General features: G+C 37.2%; 24 protein-coding genes. 12 read left to right on the top strand and 12 right to left on the bottom strand.

All coding sequences use genetic code 11. The features are described 5' to 3' along the window. Nucleotides 1–60 precede the first annotated feature (60 nt). The 8 genes from LVD15_RS05805 to fbaA all read right to left on the bottom strand — a co-directional run bounded on the left by LVD15_RS05805 (nt 61) and on the right by fbaA (nt 9,487). Nucleotides 61–1,032, bottom strand: a complete 972-nt coding sequence (locus LVD15_RS05805) for an AAA family ATPase (protein ID WP_233779359.1) — start codon at nt 1,030–1,032, stop codon at nt 61–63. Between the two features lie 30 nt (nt 1,033–1,062). Beyond that, entirely contained in the window at nt 1,063–2,475 is a 1,413-nt protein-coding gene (locus tag LVD15_RS05800) for a peptidylprolyl isomerase (RefSeq protein WP_233779358.1), read from the bottom strand. Continuing rightward, nucleotides 2,459–3,271 carry a peptidyl-prolyl cis-trans isomerase gene (locus tag LVD15_RS05795; protein ID WP_233779357.1) on the bottom strand — a complete coding sequence of 271 codons (813 nt, stop codon included), beginning with the start codon at nt 3,269–3,271 and terminating at the stop codon, nt 2,459–2,461. Before LVD15_RS05795 ends, LVD15_RS05800 begins: the two co-directional genes overlap by 17 nt. 49 nt (nt 3,272–3,320) lie before the next feature. Then, on the bottom strand, nt 3,321–5,303 hold the full coding sequence (locus LVD15_RS05790; protein WP_233779356.1) for a peptidylprolyl isomerase: 1,983 nt from the start codon (nt 5,301–5,303) through the stop codon (nt 3,321–3,323). A 104-nt stretch (nt 5,304–5,407) separates the two neighbouring features. Next, a complete protein-coding gene (locus LVD15_RS05785) occupies nt 5,408–5,818 on the bottom strand; it encodes an ATP-binding protein (RefSeq protein ID WP_233779355.1) in 411 nt (136 codons plus the stop codon). Continuing rightward, entirely contained in the window at nt 5,815–6,153 is a 339-nt protein-coding gene (locus LVD15_RS05780; protein ID WP_233779354.1) for an STAS domain-containing protein, read from the bottom strand. Before LVD15_RS05780 ends, LVD15_RS05785 begins: the two co-directional genes overlap by 4 nt. A 46-nt stretch (nt 6,154–6,199) precedes the next feature. Beyond that, nucleotides 6,200–8,263 carry a PP2C family protein-serine/threonine phosphatase gene (locus tag LVD15_RS05775; RefSeq protein ID WP_233779353.1) on the bottom strand — a complete coding sequence of 688 codons (2,064 nt, stop codon included), beginning with the start codon at nt 8,261–8,263 and terminating at the stop codon, nt 6,200–6,202. Between the two features lie 147 nt (nt 8,264–8,410). Continuing rightward, the gene (gene fbaA / locus LVD15_RS05770; RefSeq protein ID WP_233779352.1) at nt 8,411–9,487 is read right to left on the bottom strand and encodes a class II fructose-bisphosphate aldolase; all 1,077 of its coding nucleotides are present in this window, start codon (nt 9,485–9,487) and stop codon (nt 8,411–8,413) included. A gap of 185 nt (nt 9,488–9,672) precedes the next feature. On the opposite strand from fbaA, the gene accD reads away from it, so the two are divergent. The 6 genes from accD to LVD15_RS05740 all read left to right on the top strand — a co-directional run bounded on the left by accD (nt 9,673) and on the right by LVD15_RS05740 (nt 16,823). After that, complete coding sequence (accD, locus tag LVD15_RS05765; RefSeq protein WP_233779351.1) at nt 9,673–10,512, top strand: acetyl-CoA carboxylase, carboxyltransferase subunit beta; 840 nt, start codon at nt 9,673–9,675, stop codon at nt 10,510–10,512. A 134-nt stretch (nt 10,513–10,646) separates the two neighbouring features. Further along, nucleotides 10,647–10,994, top strand: coding sequence for a hypothetical protein (locus LVD15_RS05760; protein WP_233779350.1), 348 nt, complete (start codon nt 10,647–10,649; stop codon nt 10,992–10,994). A 523-nt stretch (nt 10,995–11,517) separates the two neighbouring features. Beyond that, nucleotides 11,518–12,798, top strand: coding sequence for a GAF domain-containing protein (locus tag LVD15_RS05755; RefSeq protein WP_233779349.1), 1,281 nt, complete (start codon nt 11,518–11,520; stop codon nt 12,796–12,798). Then, nucleotides 12,752–14,251, top strand: a complete 1,500-nt coding sequence (locus LVD15_RS05750; protein ID WP_233779348.1) for a PAS domain-containing protein — start codon at nt 12,752–12,754, stop codon at nt 14,249–14,251. Before LVD15_RS05755 ends, LVD15_RS05750 begins: the two co-directional genes overlap by 47 nt. 261 nt (nt 14,252–14,512) lie before the next feature. After that, a complete protein-coding gene (locus tag LVD15_RS05745) occupies nt 14,513–15,943 on the top strand; it encodes an MBOAT family O-acyltransferase (protein ID WP_233779347.1) in 1,431 nt (476 codons plus the stop codon). Nucleotide 15,944: 1 nt separating this feature from the next. Next, nucleotides 15,945–16,823 carry a hypothetical protein gene (locus tag LVD15_RS05740; RefSeq protein ID WP_233779346.1) on the top strand — a complete coding sequence of 293 codons (879 nt, stop codon included), beginning with the start codon at nt 15,945–15,947 and terminating at the stop codon, nt 16,821–16,823. 70 nt (nt 16,824–16,893) lie between these two features. On the opposite strand, the gene LVD15_RS05735 is transcribed toward LVD15_RS05740, so the two are convergent. The 3 genes from LVD15_RS05735 to LVD15_RS05725 form a co-directional block, all read right to left on the bottom strand. After that, entirely contained in the window at nt 16,894–17,478 is a 585-nt protein-coding gene (locus LVD15_RS05735; protein WP_233779345.1) for a DUF4136 domain-containing protein, read from the bottom strand. 166 nt (nt 17,479–17,644) lie between these two features. Continuing rightward, nucleotides 17,645–17,917 carry an Rdx family protein gene (locus LVD15_RS05730; protein ID WP_233779344.1) on the bottom strand — a complete coding sequence of 91 codons (273 nt, stop codon included), beginning with the start codon at nt 17,915–17,917 and terminating at the stop codon, nt 17,645–17,647. Nucleotides 17,918–17,973: 56 nt separating this feature from the next. Beyond that, nucleotides 17,974–18,654 carry a metal-dependent hydrolase gene (locus LVD15_RS05725; protein ID WP_233779343.1) on the bottom strand — a complete coding sequence of 227 codons (681 nt, stop codon included), beginning with the start codon at nt 18,652–18,654 and terminating at the stop codon, nt 17,974–17,976. A gap of 325 nt (nt 18,655–18,979) precedes the next feature. Between LVD15_RS05725 and LVD15_RS05720 the strand changes: the two genes are divergently transcribed. Genes LVD15_RS05720 through LVD15_RS05700 form a run of 5 tightly spaced genes read left to right on the top strand, consistent with a single transcriptional unit; the run spans nt 18,980 to nt 20,850 of the window. After that, complete coding sequence (locus tag LVD15_RS05720) at nt 18,980–19,474, top strand: hypothetical protein (protein ID WP_233779342.1); 495 nt, start codon at nt 18,980–18,982, stop codon at nt 19,472–19,474. Beyond that, a complete protein-coding gene (locus LVD15_RS05715; RefSeq protein ID WP_233779341.1) occupies nt 19,474–19,671 on the top strand; it encodes a hypothetical protein in 198 nt (65 codons plus the stop codon). Before LVD15_RS05720 ends, LVD15_RS05715 begins: the two co-directional genes overlap by 1 nt. Beyond that, nucleotides 19,671–20,078, top strand: coding sequence for a GNAT family N-acetyltransferase (locus tag LVD15_RS05710; RefSeq protein ID WP_233779340.1), 408 nt, complete (start codon nt 19,671–19,673; stop codon nt 20,076–20,078). The genes LVD15_RS05715 and LVD15_RS05710 overlap by 1 nt, the downstream gene beginning before the upstream one ends. A gap of 12 nt (nt 20,079–20,090) precedes the next feature. Next, the gene (locus tag LVD15_RS05705; protein ID WP_233779339.1) at nt 20,091–20,396 is read left to right on the top strand and encodes an antibiotic biosynthesis monooxygenase family protein; all 306 of its coding nucleotides are present in this window, start codon (nt 20,091–20,093) and stop codon (nt 20,394–20,396) included. 19 nt (nt 20,397–20,415) lie between these two features. Next, the gene (locus LVD15_RS05700) at nt 20,416–20,850 is read left to right on the top strand and encodes a hypothetical protein (RefSeq protein ID WP_233779338.1); all 435 of its coding nucleotides are present in this window, start codon (nt 20,416–20,418) and stop codon (nt 20,848–20,850) included. Between the two features lie 45 nt (nt 20,851–20,895). On the opposite strand, the gene LVD15_RS05695 is transcribed toward LVD15_RS05700, so the two are convergent. Next, complete coding sequence (locus LVD15_RS05695; RefSeq protein ID WP_233779337.1) at nt 20,896–21,171, bottom strand: PH domain-containing protein; 276 nt, start codon at nt 21,169–21,171, stop codon at nt 20,896–20,898. A 105-nt stretch (nt 21,172–21,276) separates the two neighbouring features. Here LVD15_RS05695 and LVD15_RS05690 point away from each other — a divergent pair, with 105 nt between their 5' ends. Then, nucleotides 21,277–22,524, top strand: coding sequence for a DUF418 domain-containing protein (locus LVD15_RS05690; protein WP_233779336.1), 1,248 nt, complete (start codon nt 21,277–21,279; stop codon nt 22,522–22,524). Nucleotides 22,525–22,574: the final 50 nt, after the last annotated feature.

Raw genomic sequence — 22,574 nt, 5'->3', positions numbered from 1 at the left:
AAAAACCTCTTGATAAGCATGTCATCAAGAGGTTTCATTTTGTGTTAGATCTGGCTATTATTATTTAGCTATCAACTGATCTATTATATTATCCACGGATACACCGTCAGCTTCTGCCTTAAAGTTTCTAACTATTCTGTGTCTAAGAGTAGGTTTGGCTACAGCTATTACGTCCTCTATATCAGGTGAGTATTTTCCATTTAGTAAGGCATTACATTTGGCACCTATAACCAGGTATTGAGATGCCCTTGGTCCGGCACCCCATTCCAGGTAATCATTAGTTATAGAAGTGGCTTTTTCAGAGTTAGGCCTTGTTTTATGAACTAATTCCACTGCATATTCTACCACGTTGTCAGTAACCGGCACTTTGCGTACCAGCTGTTGAAAGAAGTTGATTTCTTCAGCTGACAAGACATGGCTTACAGTAGTTTTGATCTCTGAAGTAGTGTTTTTTACTATATCCACCTCTTTTTCGTAAGCAGGGTAGTCTAGTAATACATTGAACATAAATCGGTCTAGCTGTGCCTCAGGTAGAGGATATGTACCTTCTTGCTCTATTGGGTTTTGAGTAGCTAAAACGAAAAATGGCCTATCTAAGTCATATTTTTTCCCGGCAATGGTCACCGCATATTCCTGCATAGACTCTAGCAAAGCAGCCTGAGTTTTAGGAGGAGTACGGTTAATTTCATCGGCAAGGACTATGTTTGAGAATATAGGACCTTGTATGAATTTGAAATTTCTGTCTTTATCCAGTGTTTCAGCACCCAGGATGTCTGAGGGCATTAAATCTGGCGTAAACTGTATTCTGTTAAACTTTAAGTCTAATACGGATGAAATGGTCTGAATCAAAAGTGTTTTTGCCAGTCCTGGAACTCCTATCAGTAAGCAGTGACCTTGACAGAAGATGGAGGTCAGAAGAAGCTTTACCACTTCATCCTGGCCTATTATTACTTTTGAAATTTCTGCTGACAGCTTTTGATATGCCTCATGAAAGGCATTGGCAGCTTCTACGTCCGAGTTGTAAGACTTCATATATTTTTAATAGGTTTTAGAATAGGTTCGTCAATTCAAAATGCCACAATAGTCATATTCATCTTCTATGCTTATGAATACATCGCCTCTGGCCTCATTAAACCAGTTATTTAATATTCTGTTCTTCTTTTCGCTTAGAGCGGCAGACTGTATCTTTTGCCAGTCATCTTTAAGGTTAGCCTGGTGAGGCCTTACTTTAGATTTGTAATATAAGATTCTCACCGCTTGTTTACCATTATCTGTTCTGAAACGAATAGGTTTACTAATACTTCCTACCTCCATACTGTCTAAGGCGAAGAAAATAACGGGGTCCAGGTCTTCACTAGATACTCTGGTACCTTCATTATTATCAGTAAAGAAACCACCATTACCAGCAGTATACATATCGTCACTATATTCTTTGGCCGCTTTCGCAAATGTGATAGAATCTTGATTTATGCTTGTTCTAAGGCTGTCCAGGAATTCTATTCCTTTTTGCATATCCTTTTCTGAAGGCTCTGCAGAGATAAGTATGTGGCGGCTGTTATATTCGTTACCTCTTCTTTCTATAAGTTGTACTATGTGCACTCCAAACTGAGTAGTAAAAGGAGCTGAAATTTCGCCTGGCTTTAGTTTAAGAGCAGCGGCTTCAAATTCTGGAGCCATTACACCTCTTTTAGCAAAGCCCAGATTACCACCATATTTAGCACTACCAGGGTCTTTTGAGTATTCTTTAGCCATAGCTTCGAAGCTGGCTTCTCCTCCTATGACCTTGGCTCTTATATCATTAAGTTTTTTCTTGGCTGCATTAAGCTGTTCCTCTCCTACTTCAGGAATTTTAACAATCTGAGATACTTCTACTTCTGTAGAGAAGTAAGGTAAGCTGTCTTGTGGCATTTTACTGAAGAATTTTTTAACCTCAGAAGGAGTCACCTTAATGCCTTCAGTAATGGTCTCTTGCATTCTTTGCACTACCAATTGCTCTTTTACCTGATCTCTAAGGTCTGCTTGTATTTCTTCTACAGTCTTACCATAGTAAGTTTCCAGTTGCTCGGGCGAGCCCCCATATTGAGAGAGTATCATCTGCATCCTTCTATCCAGGTTGCCATCTACTTCTTCATCAGTAACTATTACAGAGTCTATCTCGGCCTTAGCTACCATCAGCTTCTGGCTGATAAGCTGAGCTAGTATTCTACAACGGGCGTCAGAGGTGGCAGGATTACCATTCGCCAAGTAGTTCATGTAAGTATTTTCTAGCTCAGATTTCAAAACTATGTAGTTGTCTACTTTGGCTATGATTTTATCGGCTACCAGACCCAAGCTTTTTTCTTCTGTGTCGCTGGTGGCGCTAGCTTCTTGTTCTTCTACTTCATTCTGATCGTTTACTTCATCCTGAGCGTTAGCAATGGACCAATGCAGTGCACACAGTATAGCTACTGCGGTAAATCTAATTATATATTTCAAATTCATTGTTTTGGGTTGCTCGTTCATAAACTTCGTCTTCGAGTTGTTGGGCTAACTCTACCTTTCGCTTATTGATAATAATACTTCTTATGTCTTCTTTTACAAACTCCAGAGGAGAAATATTGTCTGATATTCTAAATTCCTGAATCTTAAGATAATATCTAAATTTATCATCTGAAGTTTCAGTATATTTTTGATTTTGCAGAAACTGCACCTTGTTAGGTATCTCAGCCAGCGGTGAATCTTGGATCACCTCGTCAAAAATCATCCATACAGAATCATCTAACTGATACTTAGTAGCAAAGCTAAGGCAGTAAGAGTTCAATTCTTCTAAATCCTTTTCTTTTTCAGAAGTGATCAGGCCTTTTACCTTTTTTATTTTTGGTGCATTAAGCGGCAGTTTCACATATTTACCTCTTATGATGTTTTGCTTCAGTATAAAGTTATCTATATGCTCATCATAATAGGCCTTTACCTCTTCATCTGAAATAGCCTTATCCAAATGTTTATTTACATAATAAGACTGATATTGATATCCCATTAAGCTGTACTTGTAGTCCAGCATTTTTCTTTCAATATCAGCCTCATTAAATTCTATTTTGGTGGAAGCCTCTTGTATGAGGAGCTGTTTTTGTATCCAGTTATGCACAAAGCGCTCCACACGTTCGGAGCTATCTTCTTTACTCATATTACTGGGTACTATACCTTCCAAATCATCAATATACAAGTATTGATCTTTAACCCTGGCTATGGGTTCGCCTGTATGTTCTTCATCTCCACCAGCGCTGTCTCTCATTTTAATGAAATCACAGCTCCATAGACAACAGAGTGAGAATAATATAATGCTATTTTTTTTCCAACTGCTCATAAATATACTTACGACCTTTCTCGTTTACTTTTACAGGGTATTTTTCTCGTAATTGATCAACCCATTGTTTTTCAAGGTAATTTTGATAATCAGAAATCACCATTCCTTTTATTTGATCTAAAGCTTTAGGGCCTGGAGCCAATACTTGTTTAATAACTACCAGGTTAAATCGGCCATTTAATTCCTTTTCATATATGCCTTCGCTCCACTCTATTTGATCAATAATTTCTTCGTCTTCTTTTTCAAATACGCCTTGCTTAATCTGCAAAGATAAGGCTCCTTTTTGATTATACTTCCTTTCAAGCTCAGCCTTATCAGGGGTAGCATTGTTTTTAAGTAAATTTTTTATGTCATTAATGATCTCCTGGCTCTTGGCGTTATAAATAGTAGCCTGAACTCTTTCGCCTGCCTGGTACTGCTCCAGGTGACTTTGGTAGAAGCTCTGTAGGCCAATAGAATCCTTAACCGCCTTATTCCATACTTCTTCTTCCATAAGCTGAAATAATAGTATCCCTTCTTTGTACTCCTTTACCAGCATTCGGTAATCTACATATTTATCTTCCAGATGATCTTCCTCGTATGCTAATAACTTTTGGTCTACATAATTATTATACATCTGCTCCATATAATCTTTAGGAGCATAAGAGTTAGGCATTTGGTTTTTAGCCAGATGAGTAAAAAAGTCTTTGGCAGTATAGGTCACCTCTTTGATGCTAAATATTCTGTTATTTAAAACCTCTACATCTTTAGGAGCAGCCCATTTTCCTTTTATAAGGGTGCTGTCAGCAAAAGTAGGTAGCTTATCGGCAAATGGATATTCACTAAATTCGTTTTCCTTTTTTAGTTTAGAAATAAAAAGCTTCTTGCTTATCTGTGCTCTGGAGTCTCTGCTGATTCGGTTTTTAATGGTTGGTTCCATTTCTTCGAAGGTTTCCAGTGGATGCTTCTTTTCTAGTTTTATAATGTGCCAACCGTAAGGGCTCATTACAGGATCAGAGATCTGGCCAGGAGTCTCAAGGGCGAAAGCGGCTTCCTGAAAGGCGAGAGGGAATTTTCCAAGACCAAAAACGGGGAGTTTTCCTCCAGTATTTTTGGTGTTAATGTCTTCAGAAAATTCCTGGGCCAGTTCATCCCAGTTCACACCACCAGTGGCCTGATCGTATATTTCAAAGATTTTATTGCGAGCTTCCAGTGAATCTGTTTTGTTAGGACTAATCCTGATCATAATGTGAGAAACTTCTACCCTTCCGTGGCTTGGTCTTCTGTTAAGCACTTTTATGATGTGATAGCCAAAACGTGTTCTTACGGGCTTAGATATTTCTCCTTCAGGCGTGCTGTAAGCGGCAGATTCAAAAGGATAAACCATTTGCATGGAAGTGAAGTATCCTAAATTGCCGTTATTGGTTTTAGCTGAAGGATCATCAGAATATTCTTTAGCCAACTTGCCAAAATCAGCTCCATCAAGGGCTTTTTGACGAATCTCTTGTATCTTATTATACGCCTTAAGAGTATCTTCCGGAGAGGCATGCTCATCTACCATAATAAGGATGTGTGAGGCGTTGATGTCTTCTTTATATCGGTCATACGCTTCTTGTATGAGCTGATCAGTCACTTTGTTTTCACTGAGGTATGGCTTTTTTAGCTGCTCCTTGTAAGTATCATACTCTTTATGGAACGCATCGGTAGTATCCATACCACGACTTTTTGCCTCTTTTATTTTTAGTTTGAAGTTCTGGTATAAATTCAGGTAGTCACTAATGTCAGCATGAGAAAAGGCGCTGTCATTATTAATGTTATTCTTTTTATACACATAGATAAACTCTTCAGTAAAAGTAGAGTCATTAGCTACTGTGAATAATAATGGGTTTTGTTGGTTTAAGGTGGTTTGGGTTGAGTTCTTACTTACCTGGCAGGCGGCTACAATAGCAAAAAGGCTAAGAACATAAAGTAGGTTTTTCATTAGGTTAATTTTTAAATCTGGTTAGATCTTATTAAACCTTGCAATTTTAAGCAATTCTGTATGAAAACGAGGCTGGAAAGAGAAATATGTAAGTTTTTTGAGGATTATATCTTCTTAGAGAGGCGACAAATATGCTTTTTTTGGTCAGAGGTGATTTGAATATCATCCATAATTTTTTTAACAAGGATAAGACCAATTCCTCCTTTTCTTCTTCTTTTTATGATCTCTTCTAATGAAGGCTCTTCGTACTGATTAATGTTAAACATTTCAGCCTTATCTATGATGCTGAAGATCACTTCCTTGTTTTTCTTGAACTTGATTTCCAGCTCTATAGAGTCGCTGGCGTTACATTTATGAGAATGGATGATGAGGTTAGCACAAACTTCATCTATGGCTAAAACCAGGGTGCTAATATCCTCTTCTGAAAGGCCGTTTTTATCTAAAACGTCTTTCACGAAGGATCTGATCTCCCTCAGCATTTCTTTTTGACACGGAACTTTATAACAGTACTTCATCCCAACTTAGCTTGCGCTTCTACTTTGTTTTCCTCTATGTTAAGCAGCTGGTCCAGCCCCAGAATTTCAAAAACATTAGCCACCTTTTTATTTAAACCAAAGAGGATCAAATGTATATTTTGTTTTTTAAATTCTTCAATATAAGACATAAAAACACCCAAGCCGGCAGAAGAGATATAATCTAATGAAGTGCAGTCTACCAAAAACTTCTTGCCTCCGCCAGATACCGCTTCGTTTATTGCGTTATCTAACTCTATTGAAGAGCTGGCATCTACCTCACCTATAATTTTTATCACCTCGTACTCCCCCTCCTGGGTTCTTGTTATGTCAACCATATTTATTTTTACGTATTATGTTAACTTATGTTATGGATATCTATTTTTAAGTAAATTTTATTATCAATGTGGTGTAATCATCATCAATAGCTCTGGAGCCTGTAAACTCATAGAGAGCAGATATCAGATCTTCCTGAATGCTTAAAATATCCATATCACTTACCTGTTCTATAAATTCCTTTAAGCGCTCATAACCAAACTCTTCTCCTTTGTCATTCTTGGCTTCTGTAATACCATCAGTATATAATACTATGATGTCATTCTTTTTATAATCAAAGCAGTTAGTCTGGATGTAATTAGCAAACTCGTCATTTCTAATAATACCTAACCCTAAGCCTTTGTTTTGGAAATAAGAAGCCTTTTTTGCCTCTGAATCATAGTAGAGCGTGGGGCAGTGACCTGCTCTGGTAAACTCCACGCGCTGGCTTTCACTATTAATTACAAAGTAGGAGGTAGTTATAAAAGAGGCCTTATCCAGGCAGCGGCTCAAAGCAGTGTTAGCCCTTACCAGAAACTCTTTAGGAGGCAGGTCTAGCTGAGCAAAGCTGTGAAATATTCCTTTCATCTGAGACATATGGAAGGCTGCTGAAGTTCCCTTACCTGATACATCGCTTATGATTAAGGCTATTTTATTCTTATTAATTCTGAAAGTGTCATAATAATCGCCCCCTACTTCATCTGCAGCTTCAGAAAAGGCTATGAGGTCGTAATCTATGCCGTGATCCAGTACTTTAGGCAGAAGACTGCTTTGCACTCGCTTGGCAATTTTTAACTCTTCCTTATATCTTTCGTTTTCCAGTGCTTCTGATAGTAGCCTGAAGTTCTCTATGGAAATACCCGCCTGGTTGGTGAAGGTGTCTATGATTTTAGACATTTCCTTATTAAAGCCGTCGCTCACATCTTTTAATAAGGCCAGTGTACCTACCTGTTCATTTTTCACATAAATAGGGAAAGCCAAAATTGACCTGAATCGTGATGAACGAAGGGTAGAAAGGTATTTGTTTAAATTTCGGCTACGGTCACTATTAGGCTCCAGTATGCCAGAAACTTTATGACTATTAATGTGTGATTTAATATTTTGGATCTCACTTTCTGAGATTTTATGAGTGTAGAACTTGCTGGGGCCGTTAGAGTTAAATATCTCAATCCAGGTGGCATCAGCAAATACAGTGCTGGTAGCGCTTTCTAATAGTATTTCATATACCCTTTCTTCACTTTGCTCGGTCTGTATAGACTGACTAAGGCGTTGGAAATTAACAACCTCTTCCAGCTTTTGCTCAAATACTGATGAAGTGGGTAGGTTAAAGAGTATTACTAATAATGAAAATAAAGAGTAGATGAAAATAAAGCTCATCAAAGAGACCAGAAATATGTTGCCACCAAAGTTTAGAAACTGAGGTGATATTTTAGAAAGGTCTTCTGAAAGGCTAAAAACCGTGAATGCAAAATACCCCAAATAAAACATGGCCAGGAGTATTAGCAATATGCTTTTCCACTTTTGCTTAAAATTAAGGTAAGCCACCCATTTCATGTTGGCAGAAAGAAATACTCCTAACAGAATAAGAAAAGCAGCATAGTACCGCTCCATTTCTACTATACCAGGAATAGGCAGCACTGCAGAAAGCAAGCTGATGAGTAAGGCATATTCAAAAATCTGCCATACAGTGAGCAAAAATTTTGATTTCTGATAAAGAATAAGCCTTTTCCAAACTATAAAAGTAGATATAAGGAAGGAGGCTATAAGTCCGAGGTTAATGAGGTATATAAACTCCAGAAACAGTACATTTTCAGATAACTTGGTGTTTCCTAATAAGGTCAGAAACAGTCTGAAAATGAGTGAAACTATGGTGGTAAGCAGGCCAGTGACAAAAACCTTCCAAAGGAGGTCTACAAAATTTACACTCTCTGCTTTTTCAATTCTGTATTTAAAGAACACAAAGAGTGATAAGATAAAAACACTGAGCGCGACTTGAGGTATTTCGTTACCTATGCCAGAGTCTAAACCGTTTTTATTACTGAATACCAGAGAAAGCTCAGTAAACACCATAGTAGCCCATGCAATGATGGACACCAAACTGGTGAGTCTTATAATAGCTTTACTACTGATCATGTATCCTAATTAAAAAAACGCTTGAAGATAGTAAATTATCTTTTTTAATTCATAGAAGCCTGTGATCAATGGCAATTAAAAGCTGTAAAAACAAAAGCCCCGATCAAAATAATAATGACCGGGGCTTTCTGAAAGAATAATTAAATCTTAACCTATGGTGCCAATGTTATTGAGGTCATCAAAAGCTTTTTTAAGTCTTACTATGAAAGACTCTTCCGCTTTTCTTAACCATACTCTTGGGTCATAGAATTTTTTGTTAGGAGAATCATCTCCTTCAGGATTACCAATTTGAGACTGTAGGTATCCTTCATTTTCTTTGTAATAATTTTTAATTCCTTCCCAGAATGCCCATTGCTGATCAGTATCAATGTTCATTTTAATTACACCATAAGAAATACCTTCTCTGATTTCTTCTACTGTAGAACCTGAACCTCCGTGGAATACGAAATCAACAGGGTGCTCCTCAGTAGTGTTGTATTTTTCTTTGATGTAATCCTGAGAGTTTTTAAGGATTACCGGAGTAAGTTTTACGTTACCTGGTTTGTATACACCGTGAACATTACCAAAAGCAGCTGCTATAGTGAATCTTGGGCTTATTTTTCCAAGCTCTTCATAAGCATAAGCTACTTCTTCTGGCTGAGTATATAATTTAGAGCTGTCAATATCAGTATTGTCTACTCCATCTTCTTCTCCACCAGTAACTCCTAATTCAATTTCAAGAGTCATGTCCATTTTACTCATTCTCTCAAGATATTTTTTAGAGATTTCAATATTTTCCTCTAAAGACTCTTCAGAAAGGTCAATCATGTGAGAACTGAATAATGGTTTTCCATGTGCTTTGTAAAATTCTTCACCAGCATCAAGCATACCATCTATCCAAGGGAGTAGTTTTTTTGCTGCGTGGTCTGTGTGAAGTATTACTGTAGCCCCATAAAGCTCAGCCATTTGGTGTACATGTTTAGCCCCGGAAACCGCTCCTGCTACTGCCGCTTGTTGGTCAGTGTTAGGTAGGCCTTTTCCTGCGAAAAAGCTGGCACCGCCGTTAGAAAATTGAATAATCACGGGCGATTTGATAGCTGCTGCTGTTTCTAATACTGCATTTACAGTGTTTGTTCCTGTTACGTTTACCGCAGGTAGAGCAAACTGCTTTTCTTTTGCATATTGGAAAAGTTTCTGTACATCATCTCCGGTGATTACACCTGGTTTTAAATATGAAGCTGACATTATACTATAATTTTAATGATTAAAAGCTTTTACTACGCATATAACTATGCATTGCAAATAAACTAAATTATTTAGGTTGGTCACATTCTTATAGGTAATTTTTGAAAGATGAACGAGAAGGTAGATATTTGCAAGAATAAATTTGACAATAATTGATCACCGATCAATCAATATATATGGATAACATGAGTTGGTTCAAACGAAAAGATAAAGGGATACAGACCCCTACTGAGGCCAAAAAAGAGGCTCCTGATGGACTTTGGTTTAAAACTCCGAGTGGAAAAATCATTCATACCAGAGAGCTTAAAAATAATGCTTACGTGAGTCCTGAAGACGGTTATCATGTGAGAATTGGCTCTAAAGAGTATTTCGAAATTCTCTTTGATGAGAATGAATTTACTGAGCTGGATGAGAATATGGAGTCTGCTGATCCTTTAAAGTTTAAAGACAGTAAGCCATACCCTGAAAGAATTAAAGCTTCTCAGGCTAAATCAGGTCTTAAAGATGCCGTAAGAACTGCTTATGGTAAAATAAATGGCCTTGATCTTACCATTGCCTGTATGGATTTTAATTTCATAGGTGGATCTATGGGATCTGTAGTGGGAGAAAAAATAGCCAGAGCTATTGATCATTCTATACAAAACAAAAAGCCATTTCTGATGATATCAAAGTCAGGAGGTGCCAGAATGATGGAAGCAGGACTTTCTCTTATGCAAATGGCCAAAACATCTGCCAAGCTGGCACTACTCAGTGAAGCTAAAATACCTTATATTTCATTACTGACTGACCCTACTACCGGAGGTGTTACCGCTTCTTATGCTATGCTGGGAGATTTTAATATTTCTGAGCCAGGAGCACTTATCGGTTTTGCCGGACCAAGGGTAATCAGAGAAACCATTGGTAAAGATTTACCTAAAGGATTCCAAAGTGCAGAATTTGTGCTGGATCATGGTTTCCTTGATTTTATTGTAGATAGAAGAAACTTAAAATCTAAGCTTTATACATTGCTGAAAATGTTGAAGTAAGATTAAAAATATAAACTTTAAAGGCTGTTGCGTTTTTTCGCAGCAGCCTTTTTTTGTGCTTGTGATCTAAATTATTTATTAGATTTGTATAATTATTTGAATTGAAATGCGGTTAGTACCGGAGCACCAATAACATGGCGGAAACACAAAAAAGTAATAAGTCTATAGTAAGTATTATCGGAGCCGTGGCGGGTTTCTCAATTATGTTTTTTGCTGTAAAGTATTTTATGCAGCCTGATTTAGAAAAGCAATTGGCTCAGGGTGTAAAAGAGATTAATGAAAAGGCACTCATGTTAGTAGATGATTTTACCCGATTGGATAGTGCTGGCTCAAGAGGTAAAAGTGAGTTTATTTACTATTATACTTTTGTAGGTGTTGAAAAAGAAGAGGTCAATGTAGATACGGTAACTAAATACATTCGTCCGAATATCATTAATAATGCTAAAAGTAGCTCTGATATGGAGTTTTTTAGAAAAAAATGACATTACACTTAATTACCAATATTTTGATTACAAAGGAAATCATGTAATGGAGATCATAGTTACGCCTGACATGTATAAATAGAGAGGTCAAGTGTTAACGAAATATTAATTTTTTCAAGATAGGTTTTACGGAGTATCAATTAAATTGTGGTATGAAAATGAGACTTCTATAATCAAAAAATGATTCTTATTAAATCCTAAATTGAGATACTCAGCATTGAATAAAATATTTATTTGTTGATTAAATATAAATAGAGGCTCATTATTACATGAATTGATTTTTGTTCCAACCTTCGATTTTTCATTCTTTCTTTCTGAGTTGAATAGGCTAATAGGTCTCTGTTTGTTCAATTTAAGAGAAAAATAATCATTAATTTTAATGTACTAAATCAGATTATTTAGGCTGAAAATAATGCCTAAAGGATTACCAAAGGTAGATTACCTATATATATATTGCCTATTAGGTCAGGATTGTCCTGCTTTTTAATAATCTAAACTTATATTTTTAGCTCATAGTTTAAACATGTTTACTGACAAAAGTTTTTCCTTTATTATCACTATGGGGGTGCTCTCGGTAGTAATCCTTATTGGCTTTTTTACTTTTAATTATAAGTACCGAACTTATAACCAAGAAGCTCTTGCTTTTCTGGAATCCATGGAAAAGATAGAGCAAGAAAATACTCAACTATTAATATCCTTAAGCGGTAGCGAGAATTCGTATACTAATGCAGATCAGGCGGTGAAAACCATGATAGAAGACATTACTGCCGTGAAAAAAAGTGAAAGTGACTATTTTGCCGAAAGCGGAGCAGCTCAGTGGGAGGTTTTGTTAACACAGAGTAATTCGCTGGAAGAGCTTCTTACAGCAATGAAAAGTGGTCATCAGATACCTGTAGTGAAGGTGTTAGAGTTATGCAAAGGCAATAATGCTATCATACAAAAATTGCAGGCTAAGGTAAAAGCCGATCTTGATGGCAGAACCAGCGATTATTATTTATGGGCTTCTGTTCTATTCACTGGCTTTACGCTGGTATGGGGTGTGGCTATTTTTGTGCTTATTAAGTATGACCGTGAGCACAAAGGTATTTATGACGAGATGAAAGTCCTTAATGATAAGGAGCATAAAAGAACCAAATTATTTAGTGAATATGTGAGCTCTATAGCCAGGGGAGAGTTTGAAAACCTGACTGAAGTAGATAAGGAAGATCAATTATCATCTTCACTAATAGAGTTAAAAGATCAGTTTCAAAAAAATAAGGAAGAAGAAGAGAAAAGAAGTTGGGTAAACGTAGGCTTGGCAGAGGTAAATGAAGTTTTACGTTTGAATGATGATTTAACTAAGCTTTCAAATGATCTTATCTCTTATATTATTAAATATTTGGGAGCTAATCAGGGCTGTATTTTTATTACTGAAGATGCAGAAACTGATGAATACATGGAAATGAAGGCCATGTATGCCTACGGAAGGAAGAAGTTTATAGAGAAAAGGATTGGTAAAGGACAAGGATTGGCCGGGCAGTGTTGGCAAGAGGGACAAATTATTCATTTGAAGGAAGTGCCGGAGTCTTATGTAAATATTACTTCTGGTCTGGGCGAAGCTTTACCTAAAAGCGTTCTTATAGCCCCTTTAAAATTAAATGGACTCACTTATGGTATAATAGAGATTGCTTCATTCAAAACTTTTGAGTCTTACCAAATAGAGTTTATAGAAAAAATAACTGAGGTAGTAGCTTCAATGGTGTCTAATACTAAAACCAATGAAACTACTAAAAAAACTACTGGAAGAAACTCAGTATCAGACTGAGAAAATGCGTTCACAGGAAGAGGAAATGCGCCAAAACCTTGAGGAGCTTTCTGCTACGCAAGAGGGTATGCAGCGTGCTATGAATGAGGTAGAAGAGAAAGAACGCTTTATGAATGGAATTATTAATTCTACACAAGATTCCATTTTTGCGCTTAATAGAAATTATGAGTTGCTCAACTTTAACCATGCTTTTGTTGGTTTTTGGAAGGGTACTAATGTTGAACCTAAGATTGGGGATAACATATATGAGCTCTCTCGCCAGGCAGGTATGGATGCTGAGCATCTTAGAGCTCAGTGGGACAGAGCTTTGAAAGGTGAATATTTCAAAGAAATAGAATCTAATACTGTCGGAGGAAAAGAGGCTATAAGTGATGCCAGTTATAACCCTTTGAAAAATGAGAGTGGAGAGGTAATAGGTCTATCAGTGTTTTTCAAAGATGTAACTGAGCAGGAACTTGCTAAGCGTAATGTAGAGAAACTATTGGCAGAAACGCAGGAGCAGGCAGAAATGATGAAGGCGCAAGAGGAAGAGATGCTTCAAAATATGGAAGAGCTTTCTGCTACTCAGGAGGAAATGCAACGACTAATGGATGAGTCTAACCGTAAGGAGAAGTTTGTTCATGATATCATGAATTCTACTGATGATACCATCCTTACAATAGACACTAAATATAAGCTGCTTAACTTTAATCAGTCCATACAAAACAACTATAAAAAATCAGGACTGGAGCTGAAGGCGGGCATGTCTATATTTGATCTGATAGATGAAAAATTACATGATGCTCACAAGGCTCATTATGACAGGGTACTTTCGGGTGAGAAGTTTGAAGTAACAGATTCATTTATATTAAATGGTAAAGATCATTTCTTCCTTACTACCTATAATCCTCTTAAAGATGAAAATGGAAAAGTAACGGCAGCGGCTGTATTCGGAAAAGATATCACCGAGCAGGAACTGTCCAGAAGAGAGGCTGAAAACTTGTTAGAAGAAACTCAGCAGCAAACAGAGGAGATGAAGGCACAGGAAGAGGAGCTTCGTCAGAATATGGAGGAGTTATCTGCCACGCAAGAGGAGATGCAACGTATTATGGATGAAGCCCAACGTCAGGAGAAGTTCCTTCAGGATATGATCGACTCTACTGATGACAGCATTATGGCGATTGATAAAAATTACCAATTGCTAAGCTTTAATGATGCTCTTTATAATTCATTTAAAGGCTCTGGAATAGAAGTAACTAAAGGGCTGGATATATTTGAACTTATTTCTGATGATTTAAAAGACGCTCATAAAAAACATTATGACCGTGCTTTTAAAGGGGAGAAATTTGAAGTGACAGATAAGTTTAAAATAGAAGGAGAGGAAATGATGTATCTTACCGTTTATAGCCCTCTTAGAGATGTGGAAGGTAAAGTATTTGCTATAGCAATCTTTGGTAAAAGAATGAAAGCATAACCGAAGCGTTATTAAATAAATATCAGAAGCCTGAGTTATCTCAGGCTTTTTTTTATGCCTGAGGGGCAATAGCTTTTTTAGTAAAAGCGCTAAAAAATAGAGAGTTAGCTCGGGAATAATTGATTACTTAGTGGTTGTATGAAAAAAAGTAACAATTAAAGGATACAAAAGTGGAGGTAACAGGATATATGAGTATTGAGAATGAAGAGGCTTTTCTTATTTGCTTAAGGAAATAGAGAGGCTGTTTACCCTATTTTGCAGATGCTGTTTAATTCTATTGATTTTGCGGTTTTCCTGCCTGTAGTGTTTTTCTTTTATTGGTTGGCTTTTCAAAAGCACTTAAGGCTTCAAAACCTTTTCGTTGTCGCGGCTAGTTACATTTTTTATGGATGGTGGGATTGGCGCTTCCTGATTCTTATCTTCTCCAGTACCGTAGTAGATTACTGGGTAGGTATGAGCCTTGGGCGTACAGATACGCCTATAAAAAGGAAAATGTTACTATGGACTAGTCTATTGATTAACCTGGGTATCTTAGGTTTTTTTAAGTACTTCAATTTCTTTGTTTCTGGCTTCGTTTCGTCATTTACTCTTTTAGGAGCAGATATTCATTCTTCTTCACTTAATATTATATTACCCGTAGGTATTAGCTTTTACACTTTGCAGACGCTGAGTTATTCTATAGATGTGTATAAAAGAAAGCTGCAGCCTACTACTGATTTTATTGCTTTTGCTGCGTTTGTTAGCTTTTTTCCTCAGCTGGTAGCGGGGCCTATAGAGAGGGCGTCTAATTTGCTGCCACAGTTTTATAAGCCTCGTGTTTTTGAAAGAGAGAAATCAATAGAGGCCTTAAAGTTAATGTTGTGGGGGCTTTTTAAAAAGGTGGTAATTGCTGACAGTTGTGCCTTATTTGCGAATCAGGTGTTTGGTAATTATAAAGGCATGGCAGGCAGTGAACTGCTCTTTGGTGCTATATGCTTTACCTTTCAGATATACTGTGATTTTTCTGGTTATTCAGACATTGCCAGGGGAGTGGCCCGGCTTTTTGGATTTGAAATTATGCAAAATTTCTCATACCCGTATTTCTCTAAAAATATAGCCGAATTTTGGAGAAGATGGCACATTTCGCTGTCCACCTGGTTTAGAGATTATCTGTACATTCCGCTTGGTGGCAATAGAGGGAGTACCTGGTTTAAGATCAGGAATGTATTTATAGTGTTTGTAGTTAGCGGGCTCTGGCATGGTGCTAACTGGACTTTTATTATGTGGGGAGCGCTGCATGCGCTCTTTTATTTGCCTCTTTTATTGGGTGGCAAGGAGTACGCTCAAGGCGAAGGAAGCAACCTGCGAAAAGCGGTGCAAATAGCATCTACTTTTTCGCTAACCATGTTGGCCTGGGTGTTTTTTAGGGCAGAAAGCCTTACTATGGCGTGCGATTACTTGAACAGAATAGTAATGGCTCCGTTTATAGATTTTCCTAGTTTTTTATTCTCTATGAGAGTGGTAGCGCTGATGGTGCTTCTAATAGGCTTTTTGGTGGTAGAGTGGATCAGCAAGGAGCATCAGTTTGCTTTTGAGAGGATAGGCGTGACCTGGAAAAGACCATGGCGGTGGCTAATGTATTATTCAGTAATGATAGTTATAGTATGGTGCAGCGGAAACAACAGTCAGGAGTTTGTGTATTTTCAATTTTGATATGGAAGTTAAGAAATTTATAAAGCAGATCTTTTTATTCCTTTTGCTGCCGGCATGTTTTTATATGTCTCTGTTTATATTTCTAAGGGAGACTTTTGAAATGGATCTTAAGAGTTCCTCTTTAGTTATTTTAGGAGATAGCCAGACTCAGTTTATTAATGGTGAGGGAATAGCCAATTACTCTGTAGCGGGCAGTCCTTATTTTGTGCAATACCGGTTTGCCAAGGAATTCATAAATGAGCTAAAAGGTAAAAGAGTCTATGTTTCATTTAACTATCATAACCTTTCAGACCTCTACCAAAACAGGTTAGAAAACGATAAGATTTTTCCTGGTTGGAGAAATAGTATGGCTTCTCATATAGAAGAGTTTGATCTGATAATTGACAGCCCAATGTATCAGTCTGAGGAGAACTTTAGTGTTTTGAATGCAAGAGCCTTGCCTAACCTTATTGGACAAATGTGTGTGGGGTTGATCAATGAAAATACTACGGCACACATTAGAGATACCTTAAGTATTAATGAAACGCTTTTCCGCCATTGGCAGAACCCGGACTATGTGCGGCAAGATGAAATACAGCGGACTTATCTTATAAAACTGGTGAAACTACTGAAGGCTAACAACTGCGAAGTTACTTTGCTTAAAATGCCTTTGACAAAATATTATTACACACATGTGCCTGAAAAGGTGAAGCATGAGTTTGAAGGAATACAACAAAGTTTACAGGTTGGTGTACTGGATCTTGATCAGCGGCTGATGATTTCAAAAGACTATCAATACTTTAAGGATTATAGCCATTTAAATAAGTACGGGTGTGATTTAGTGAAAAAGTATTTTTCTAATAATGAAATGGGTAAAGAGAGTTATGCTGCAAGCAAATAAAAAAACTGTCTCCATCCGTTTAAGGATAAAGACAGCTCTTCAATAATTCATAGGTTCTTTTTGTCGATAATTATAAGGTTCCTGGGCTATCAAGATCTAACGACTGTAAAATATCAGTAACAGCCTTCATAGCATCAGCCTCGGTAATGGTTGAGTTATCAAACGCATTGTTTTCAAATCCTTGCCATACTGTTTTACCTGATTCATAATCAGTAACGGTAATTAGTAAAGTACCTTTGTCAAATTCTATAGTTTCTGGAGTTTTAACACCTGCAGTGGCAGTATTGTCATTAAAATGACCTTTTATTTTACCTTCTTTATCAAATACCATAAATGATACTAAAAGGTCAGGATTATTAGTGTTAAAATCATAGTCTCTTTCTATAAACTCTTGCTTAATAGAAGTTTTAATGGAGTTTTTTACATCTGCTCCTGGGTAATTTTCGTTGGTAAATACCCATACGCTTTGCATGTTATCGCTTTCAATCACTAGTGCTTCAGCACTCCCCGGGTCAGCAGACTGCTGCGGGTCTAGTAATGCGAAAGTTTCATAGTTTCCATTTATAGCGCCTGTTGATTTCTCAGAATATATTCGTTGCGCATATGTACTTATAAAGAATATACTTAGGGTTAGTGATAATACTATCTTTTTCATAACGGTTATTTTAGGTGATTAAAATAAACTTCACCTACTATTCTTCTAACACCGTGCCTCAATGAAAAAGAGTCTATATGCGCAGAATCTGGGCTTTTTCTGCGTTTTAAAGTGGAATAATTTTGAATTTAATGGAAAAAATTACCCACGGGGTGTGAATGTGGCTTTATCGGTCACTGTGGCCGAGTGACCTTTCAGGGTCTATACGATCTCTGATAAGCTGTTTTAGTTCTTTAGATTCAGGAAATCTGCCTTCCTCTTTTCTGGAGAAAATGAGTTCATCTTGCAGTCTTACTTCAAAAATGCCTCCTGTTCCTGGTTTTAGCGCTACTTCCTCCAGGTCTGTATCAAAGGTGGTGAGCAGTTCCTGGGCTATCCAGGCAGCTCTAAGTAGCCAGCGGCATTGGGTGCAGTAGGTGATTTGTATGTGTGGTTTCATATAAAAAATGAAAACCCGTTGCCTAAATGGCTCCGGGTTTTAGTCAGGTTATTCAATTAAAAATCTTTGCTCTCACCTATTTCCATTAATACTAATTCTTTATCACTAGCTTTAAATTGATCAATAGATGCTTGGTGATCTATAGTAATAATAGGCATAGTGTCATAGTGTACACCTAGCACTTTATTACACTCTACAAAATCGGCCGCAGTAATGGCATCTTCTACTCCCATAGTAAGGCAGTTTCCGATAGGCAATACAGCGAAATCAATCTTAGCAAAGGCAGGGATCAGTTTCATGTCCATAGTTAAGGCAGTATCTCCTGCATAGTAGAAGTTTTTCTCATCAGAAGCTACTACAAATCCACCAGGGTTACCGGCGTAAGAGCCATCAGCAAATGAACTAGAGTGAATAGCATTTACATATTTTACCTTTCCAAAATCAAACTCTACATAGCCACCATGGTTCATAGGGTGAACATTTTCTACACCTTGATTTTGTGCCCAGGTAATTATCTCAAAATTAGAAACAACGGTTGCTCCTGTGTTTTTGGCAATAGCCACTGCATCAGCCAGGTGATCCTGATGACCATGACTAATTAATATATAATCTGCTTTTATAGCATTGATGTCTATTGCTTTGGCCTTTTCATTAGGAGTGATAAAAGGATCGAATAATAAGTTTTTTCCTTTTACTTCTACTGAAAAGCAAGCATGTCCGTAATACGTGACTTTCATAATTCTTTTGGGTTTTGATGTTAAATATGGAATTCTTTATTTTCTTTAAAACTATTTACAAATGTCAGTTTTCCATTTTGGCAGAAAGTTACGAATTTGCAAAAACATTGTTTAACCATCAATTGTAGAAAATGGATTTCAGGTCATTTTGGTATTTATGCTATAACGGCTAAAAGAATAAAATTTATTGACCATAATAGCATGTTTTTGACTGGTAATCCATACCTATATTGATGACAAACAACACTAATAAATTGTTTACGGAGGAATAAGCAATATTGGTACGTTAAAAAATCTTAATATATAAACTGAATACAAAGTTGATATGAATATCACTGATGATCATATTGTTATACTGGGAGCCATTTATGATACTGAAGGACAGGCTCTAAACATAGCCACATTTTGCCAGGAGCGAGAGGTGCCAAAGGAGAAGGTAGACCCCTTGGTGAGCGAGCTGGTGGCTAATGATATGATAGAAACAGAAGAGGAGGAAGGCGTGTATTTTCTAACGCCTTATGGCTATGAATATTTAGAAGCGTATGATTATGGTGAGAAGAAGCCTAGAAAGGAAGCTTTTCAGGATTTCGGTAGGCTAAACGAAGCGGTACAGGAAATGGGCAGCTCTAAAGCGCTGAAGCGCACTACCTTTTGGCTATTACTCTTTGGGGTGGTTATTACCGCTCTTATGATCTTTCTGCCCGAGCTATTTAAAGCGGATACGCCTGCGGGTGTAGAAAAAAATGATTATATTATGCGTGATGCTGATTCAATCAGGTCTGAAAGCAATGTTAGAGATTCACTAAACAGCATAAATTGATGAAAGCCAAATATGCATTGATAGTATTGGCCATCGGATATTGTATTGACTTTATAGCAGTAGCAATTAAAATTATGCATTGGGCCAGTGCCGATCTATTGCTCACTTCCGCAGTCATATTTAAAGTGGTGGGAGCATTAACATTGCTGTATAAAATAATTACTTACCCTAAATTCAAAGAATTCTTTAATAGCTAATGGACATTACAGTTTCAGAAACCCGGGACATACCTATCGAAAATATTATGGCTCTGTATAGGGCTAATCAATGGAGTTCGGCCGATAAACCTGAAGCACTTTATAAAGGACTAATGAAATCTCATAGTTTGGTTTCAGCCTGGGAAGGAAATAAGTTGGTAGGCATAGGCAATGCTATTTCTGACGGCCATTTGGTGGTATACTATCCGCATTTGCTGGTGTTGCCAGATTATCATAGCAAAGGAATAGGTCATATGATAATGGATAAGATGCAAGAGAAATATGCAGGATTTCATATGCAAATGCTTACCGCCGATGGTAAGGCGGTAGACTTTTATAAGAAAATAGGCTTTTCACGCGCCGGGCAAACTGAGCCAATGTGGATCTATGATGGTGAGGAGCATTAAATAATAAAGCCGATGATAGCAAGAATATGGCACGGCCGTACCCAAGCGGAGCATTACGAAGAGTATACAGCCTTTACTAACTCCCGTGCCATACCTGATTACAGCAGCACCAAAGGGTTTATTAAACTAAGCTTTCTAAGAAGGATAGAGGGAGATGTAGCGCATTATACATTGATTACCTACTGGGAAAATCTGGAAGTGATTAAAAATTTTGCCGGAGAAGATTTTGAAAAGGCCAAGTACTATCCTGAAGATGATGATTACCTGCTTGAGTTTGAAGAGAAAGTGATTCATTATGAGGTTTTTGCTGATGAATAGGTTGTTGAATTAGGAAAAAATGATTGTAAAAGATCAAACATGGTTGGTTCGTGCTAAAGTTTTTCTACTTACTTCATTAGTTAGTCTGGTCGGGATGATTTTATACAATTTGATCAGATTTGACTTTGATTTTAGTCAATGGTCTTTTGAGTTAATAAACGTTATTGTTGCGTGCTTTATAGCTCTGGTTTCAGCTCTTAGTAATAACAAGGTGAGATTTATGGTGGTGGAAATTGATAATTTTAAACAATTTGTGGAGTGGCTGCAGGGCCATTTCAAATCTTATAACGGCGAGCTAATTTATCAGGATAGTAAGGAGCTTATATTTGAAGTTGTAGAAGAGAAAAAGGCATTCCTTAAAAAGGAAAGGACATCATACTATGAAGTAAAACTTGATGGTGTAAACGCCATAATTGAAGGACCAACTTATAAAATACCAAAATTGCTGAGATAATTATTTTTGGAAAAATAGACCAAAGCCCGGCACGGGCAAGCCCAGCTACTCGCTCTTTTTAACTTCTTTAAAAGATTGACCATACTTTAGAGTGGCTTCTGAATCAGAATTATAAGAGAATACATCTCCTTCTTTGTCGAACCATTTTATTCTTCTTCTTTTATTCAATGGAGATTCTCTATCATAAAGGTCTTCCTGATCTGGAACAAAGGCATAGTAAACATAATTTTTGCCAATCTGCTTAGCAAAGACCAAAACTCCTTTCCCATGAGTTCCGCTTACAATATTCCCCTTATTCTGAAATAAGCGGATTTTGCGCATCTCCTATCAAATGTTTAAGTCTAAAAACTTCGGATTATTAATTTTAGCAATCTATATTTCGGGCGAAGAATGAAAAGATTGGAAGAAATGTTATAATCCATGTACATGCAAAACGCAATAGCTGCCACTAGGCAAAAGAATAGAATTCAATCATTAGACTTTTTAAGAGGCATAGCGGTACTGGGGATATTGATAATGAACATAGAGTCATTTTGCTACCCTAACCAATGGAGCCCTTATGCTTATGGGTTTGAGTCTGCTCAAGATCATACTGTGCGATTTTGGGTGTATTTGCTGTGTCAAGGGAAGTTTTTTGGTATGTTTTCAATTCTTTTTGGTGTGGGTTTTTATATTTTTCTGGAAAGACTAGAGAAGAAGGGACTGGGCTTAAAAGCGGTCGATATTTATGCGCGCCGGCTATTGTTATTATTTCTGATAGGAGTAATTCATGCCTATTTTATCTGGAATGGCGATATCCTTTATCATTATGCTATATGTGGTTTTCTGCTGTTTCCATTTAGGGTATTTAGTGCCAAAAGGCTTGTGCTCATCTTGCTCATACCAGTGGCCGTTTTGTCATATAATGCTGTGGATAGCGTGCTTAACAAACAACAGCAATATCAGGAGTATTTAGAAGCATTAGATGCTGATACTCCTACCGACGAGCAGAAAATGGTTATAGAAAAATGGCAGAAAAGCACATCTCCTAAAGAAGGCAATACAGATGAAATAGAAAGCGGCAGAGATACTTATTGGCAAAGTGTGGAGGCAAATGCCGAGCATGTGAAGGTACTTAAAGGGGAAGTGTTTTATTCGGGAATTCTTTACCGCACCCTCATTCTGATGATAATAGGAATTATTCTTTATAAACTGAATGTTTTTAGTGATTACAAGTCAGTGAAATATTACTGGCTAATTACTGCTGTTATAACGGCATTGGCACTATATATCAATTACGCGAGGTATTACCACTGGACATTTGAGTATTATAAGCCTGTGCTGAATATTTGGCAAGGGTTACTCTTTGCTTTCCCTAAGGAAATTATGGCGTTGGCCTATATATTGGTATTCAATGGATTTTATCAGAAACTGGCCAGGCCCAAGTGGTTTACCGCCCTTTCATTAGCTGGTAGAATGGCGTTAACTAACTATATAATCCAAAATATAATCTGCGGACTTTTATTTTATGGCTATGGCTTTTCCCTCTATGGTCAGCTAGCCCGCCATGAACTCCTTTATGTGGTAGTCTGTATCTGGGGGTTACAATTAATCTGGAGCTACTTCTGGTTCAAAAAATTTGAATATGGGCCGTTAGAGTGGTGCTGGAGGAGGTTGACTTATTTGGTTATTTAATTATGAATTATGTTATAATAATGTTAAATTTACTATTGTTATTTTGTTAT

This window comes from Fulvivirga maritima, assembly GCF_021389955.1.
In the GTDB taxonomy this organism is placed as follows: Bacteria; Bacteroidota; Bacteroidia; order Cytophagales; family Cyclobacteriaceae; genus Fulvivirga; species Fulvivirga maritima.
This window is presented reverse-complemented; position numbering and strand designations above follow the sequence as displayed.

Excerpts from the sequence above, each read along its gene's own strand:
- LVD15_RS05805 (WP_233779359.1), bottom strand. The coding sequence starts at position 1,032 with ATGAAGTCTTACAACTCGGACGTAGAAGCTGCCAATGCCTTTCATGAG.
- LVD15_RS05795 (WP_233779357.1), bottom strand. The coding sequence starts at position 3,271 with ATGAGAGACAGCGCTGGTGGAGATGAAGAACATACAGGCGAACCCATA.
- LVD15_RS05790 (WP_233779356.1), bottom strand. The coding sequence starts at position 5,303 with ATGAAAAACCTACTTTATGTTCTTAGCCTTTTTGCTATTGTAGCCGCC.
- LVD15_RS05785 (WP_233779355.1), bottom strand. The coding sequence starts at position 5,818 with ATGAAGTACTGTTATAAAGTTCCGTGTCAAAAAGAAATGCTGAGGGAG.
- LVD15_RS05780 (WP_233779354.1), bottom strand. The coding sequence starts at position 6,153 with ATGGTTGACATAACAAGAACCCAGGAGGGGGAGTACGAGGTGATAAAA.
- LVD15_RS05775 (WP_233779353.1), bottom strand. The coding sequence starts at position 8,263 with ATGATCAGTAGTAAAGCTATTATAAGACTCACCAGTTTGGTGTCCATC.
- fbaA (WP_233779352.1), bottom strand. The coding sequence starts at position 9,487 with ATGTCAGCTTCATATTTAAAACCAGGTGTAATCACCGGAGATGATGTA.
- accD (WP_233779351.1), top strand. The coding sequence starts at position 9,673 with ATGAGTTGGTTCAAACGAAAAGATAAAGGGATACAGACCCCTACTGAG.
- LVD15_RS05760 (WP_233779350.1), top strand. The coding sequence starts at position 10,647 with ATGGCGGAAACACAAAAAAGTAATAAGTCTATAGTAAGTATTATCGGA.
- LVD15_RS05755 (WP_233779349.1), top strand. The coding sequence starts at position 11,518 with ATGTTTACTGACAAAAGTTTTTCCTTTATTATCACTATGGGGGTGCTC.
- LVD15_RS05750 (WP_233779348.1), top strand. The coding sequence starts at position 12,752 with ATGAAACTACTAAAAAAACTACTGGAAGAAACTCAGTATCAGACTGAG.
- LVD15_RS05745 (WP_233779347.1), top strand. The coding sequence starts at position 14,513 with ATGCTGTTTAATTCTATTGATTTTGCGGTTTTCCTGCCTGTAGTGTTT.
- LVD15_RS05740 (WP_233779346.1), top strand. The coding sequence starts at position 15,945 with ATGGAAGTTAAGAAATTTATAAAGCAGATCTTTTTATTCCTTTTGCTG.
- LVD15_RS05735 (WP_233779345.1), bottom strand. The coding sequence starts at position 17,478 with ATGAAAAAGATAGTATTATCACTAACCCTAAGTATATTCTTTATAAGT.
- LVD15_RS05730 (WP_233779344.1), bottom strand. The coding sequence starts at position 17,917 with ATGAAACCACACATACAAATCACCTACTGCACCCAATGCCGCTGGCTA.
- LVD15_RS05725 (WP_233779343.1), bottom strand. The coding sequence starts at position 18,654 with ATGAAAGTCACGTATTACGGACATGCTTGCTTTTCAGTAGAAGTAAAA.
- LVD15_RS05720 (WP_233779342.1), top strand. The coding sequence starts at position 18,980 with ATGAATATCACTGATGATCATATTGTTATACTGGGAGCCATTTATGAT.
- LVD15_RS05715 (WP_233779341.1), top strand. The coding sequence starts at position 19,474 with ATGAAAGCCAAATATGCATTGATAGTATTGGCCATCGGATATTGTATT.
- LVD15_RS05710 (WP_233779340.1), top strand. The coding sequence starts at position 19,671 with ATGGACATTACAGTTTCAGAAACCCGGGACATACCTATCGAAAATATT.
- LVD15_RS05705 (WP_233779339.1), top strand. The coding sequence starts at position 20,091 with ATGATAGCAAGAATATGGCACGGCCGTACCCAAGCGGAGCATTACGAA.
- LVD15_RS05700 (WP_233779338.1), top strand. The coding sequence starts at position 20,416 with ATGATTGTAAAAGATCAAACATGGTTGGTTCGTGCTAAAGTTTTTCTA.
- LVD15_RS05695 (WP_233779337.1), bottom strand. The coding sequence starts at position 21,171 with ATGCGCAAAATCCGCTTATTTCAGAATAAGGGGAATATTGTAAGCGGA.
- LVD15_RS05690 (WP_233779336.1), top strand. The coding sequence starts at position 21,277 with ATGCAAAACGCAATAGCTGCCACTAGGCAAAAGAATAGAATTCAATCA.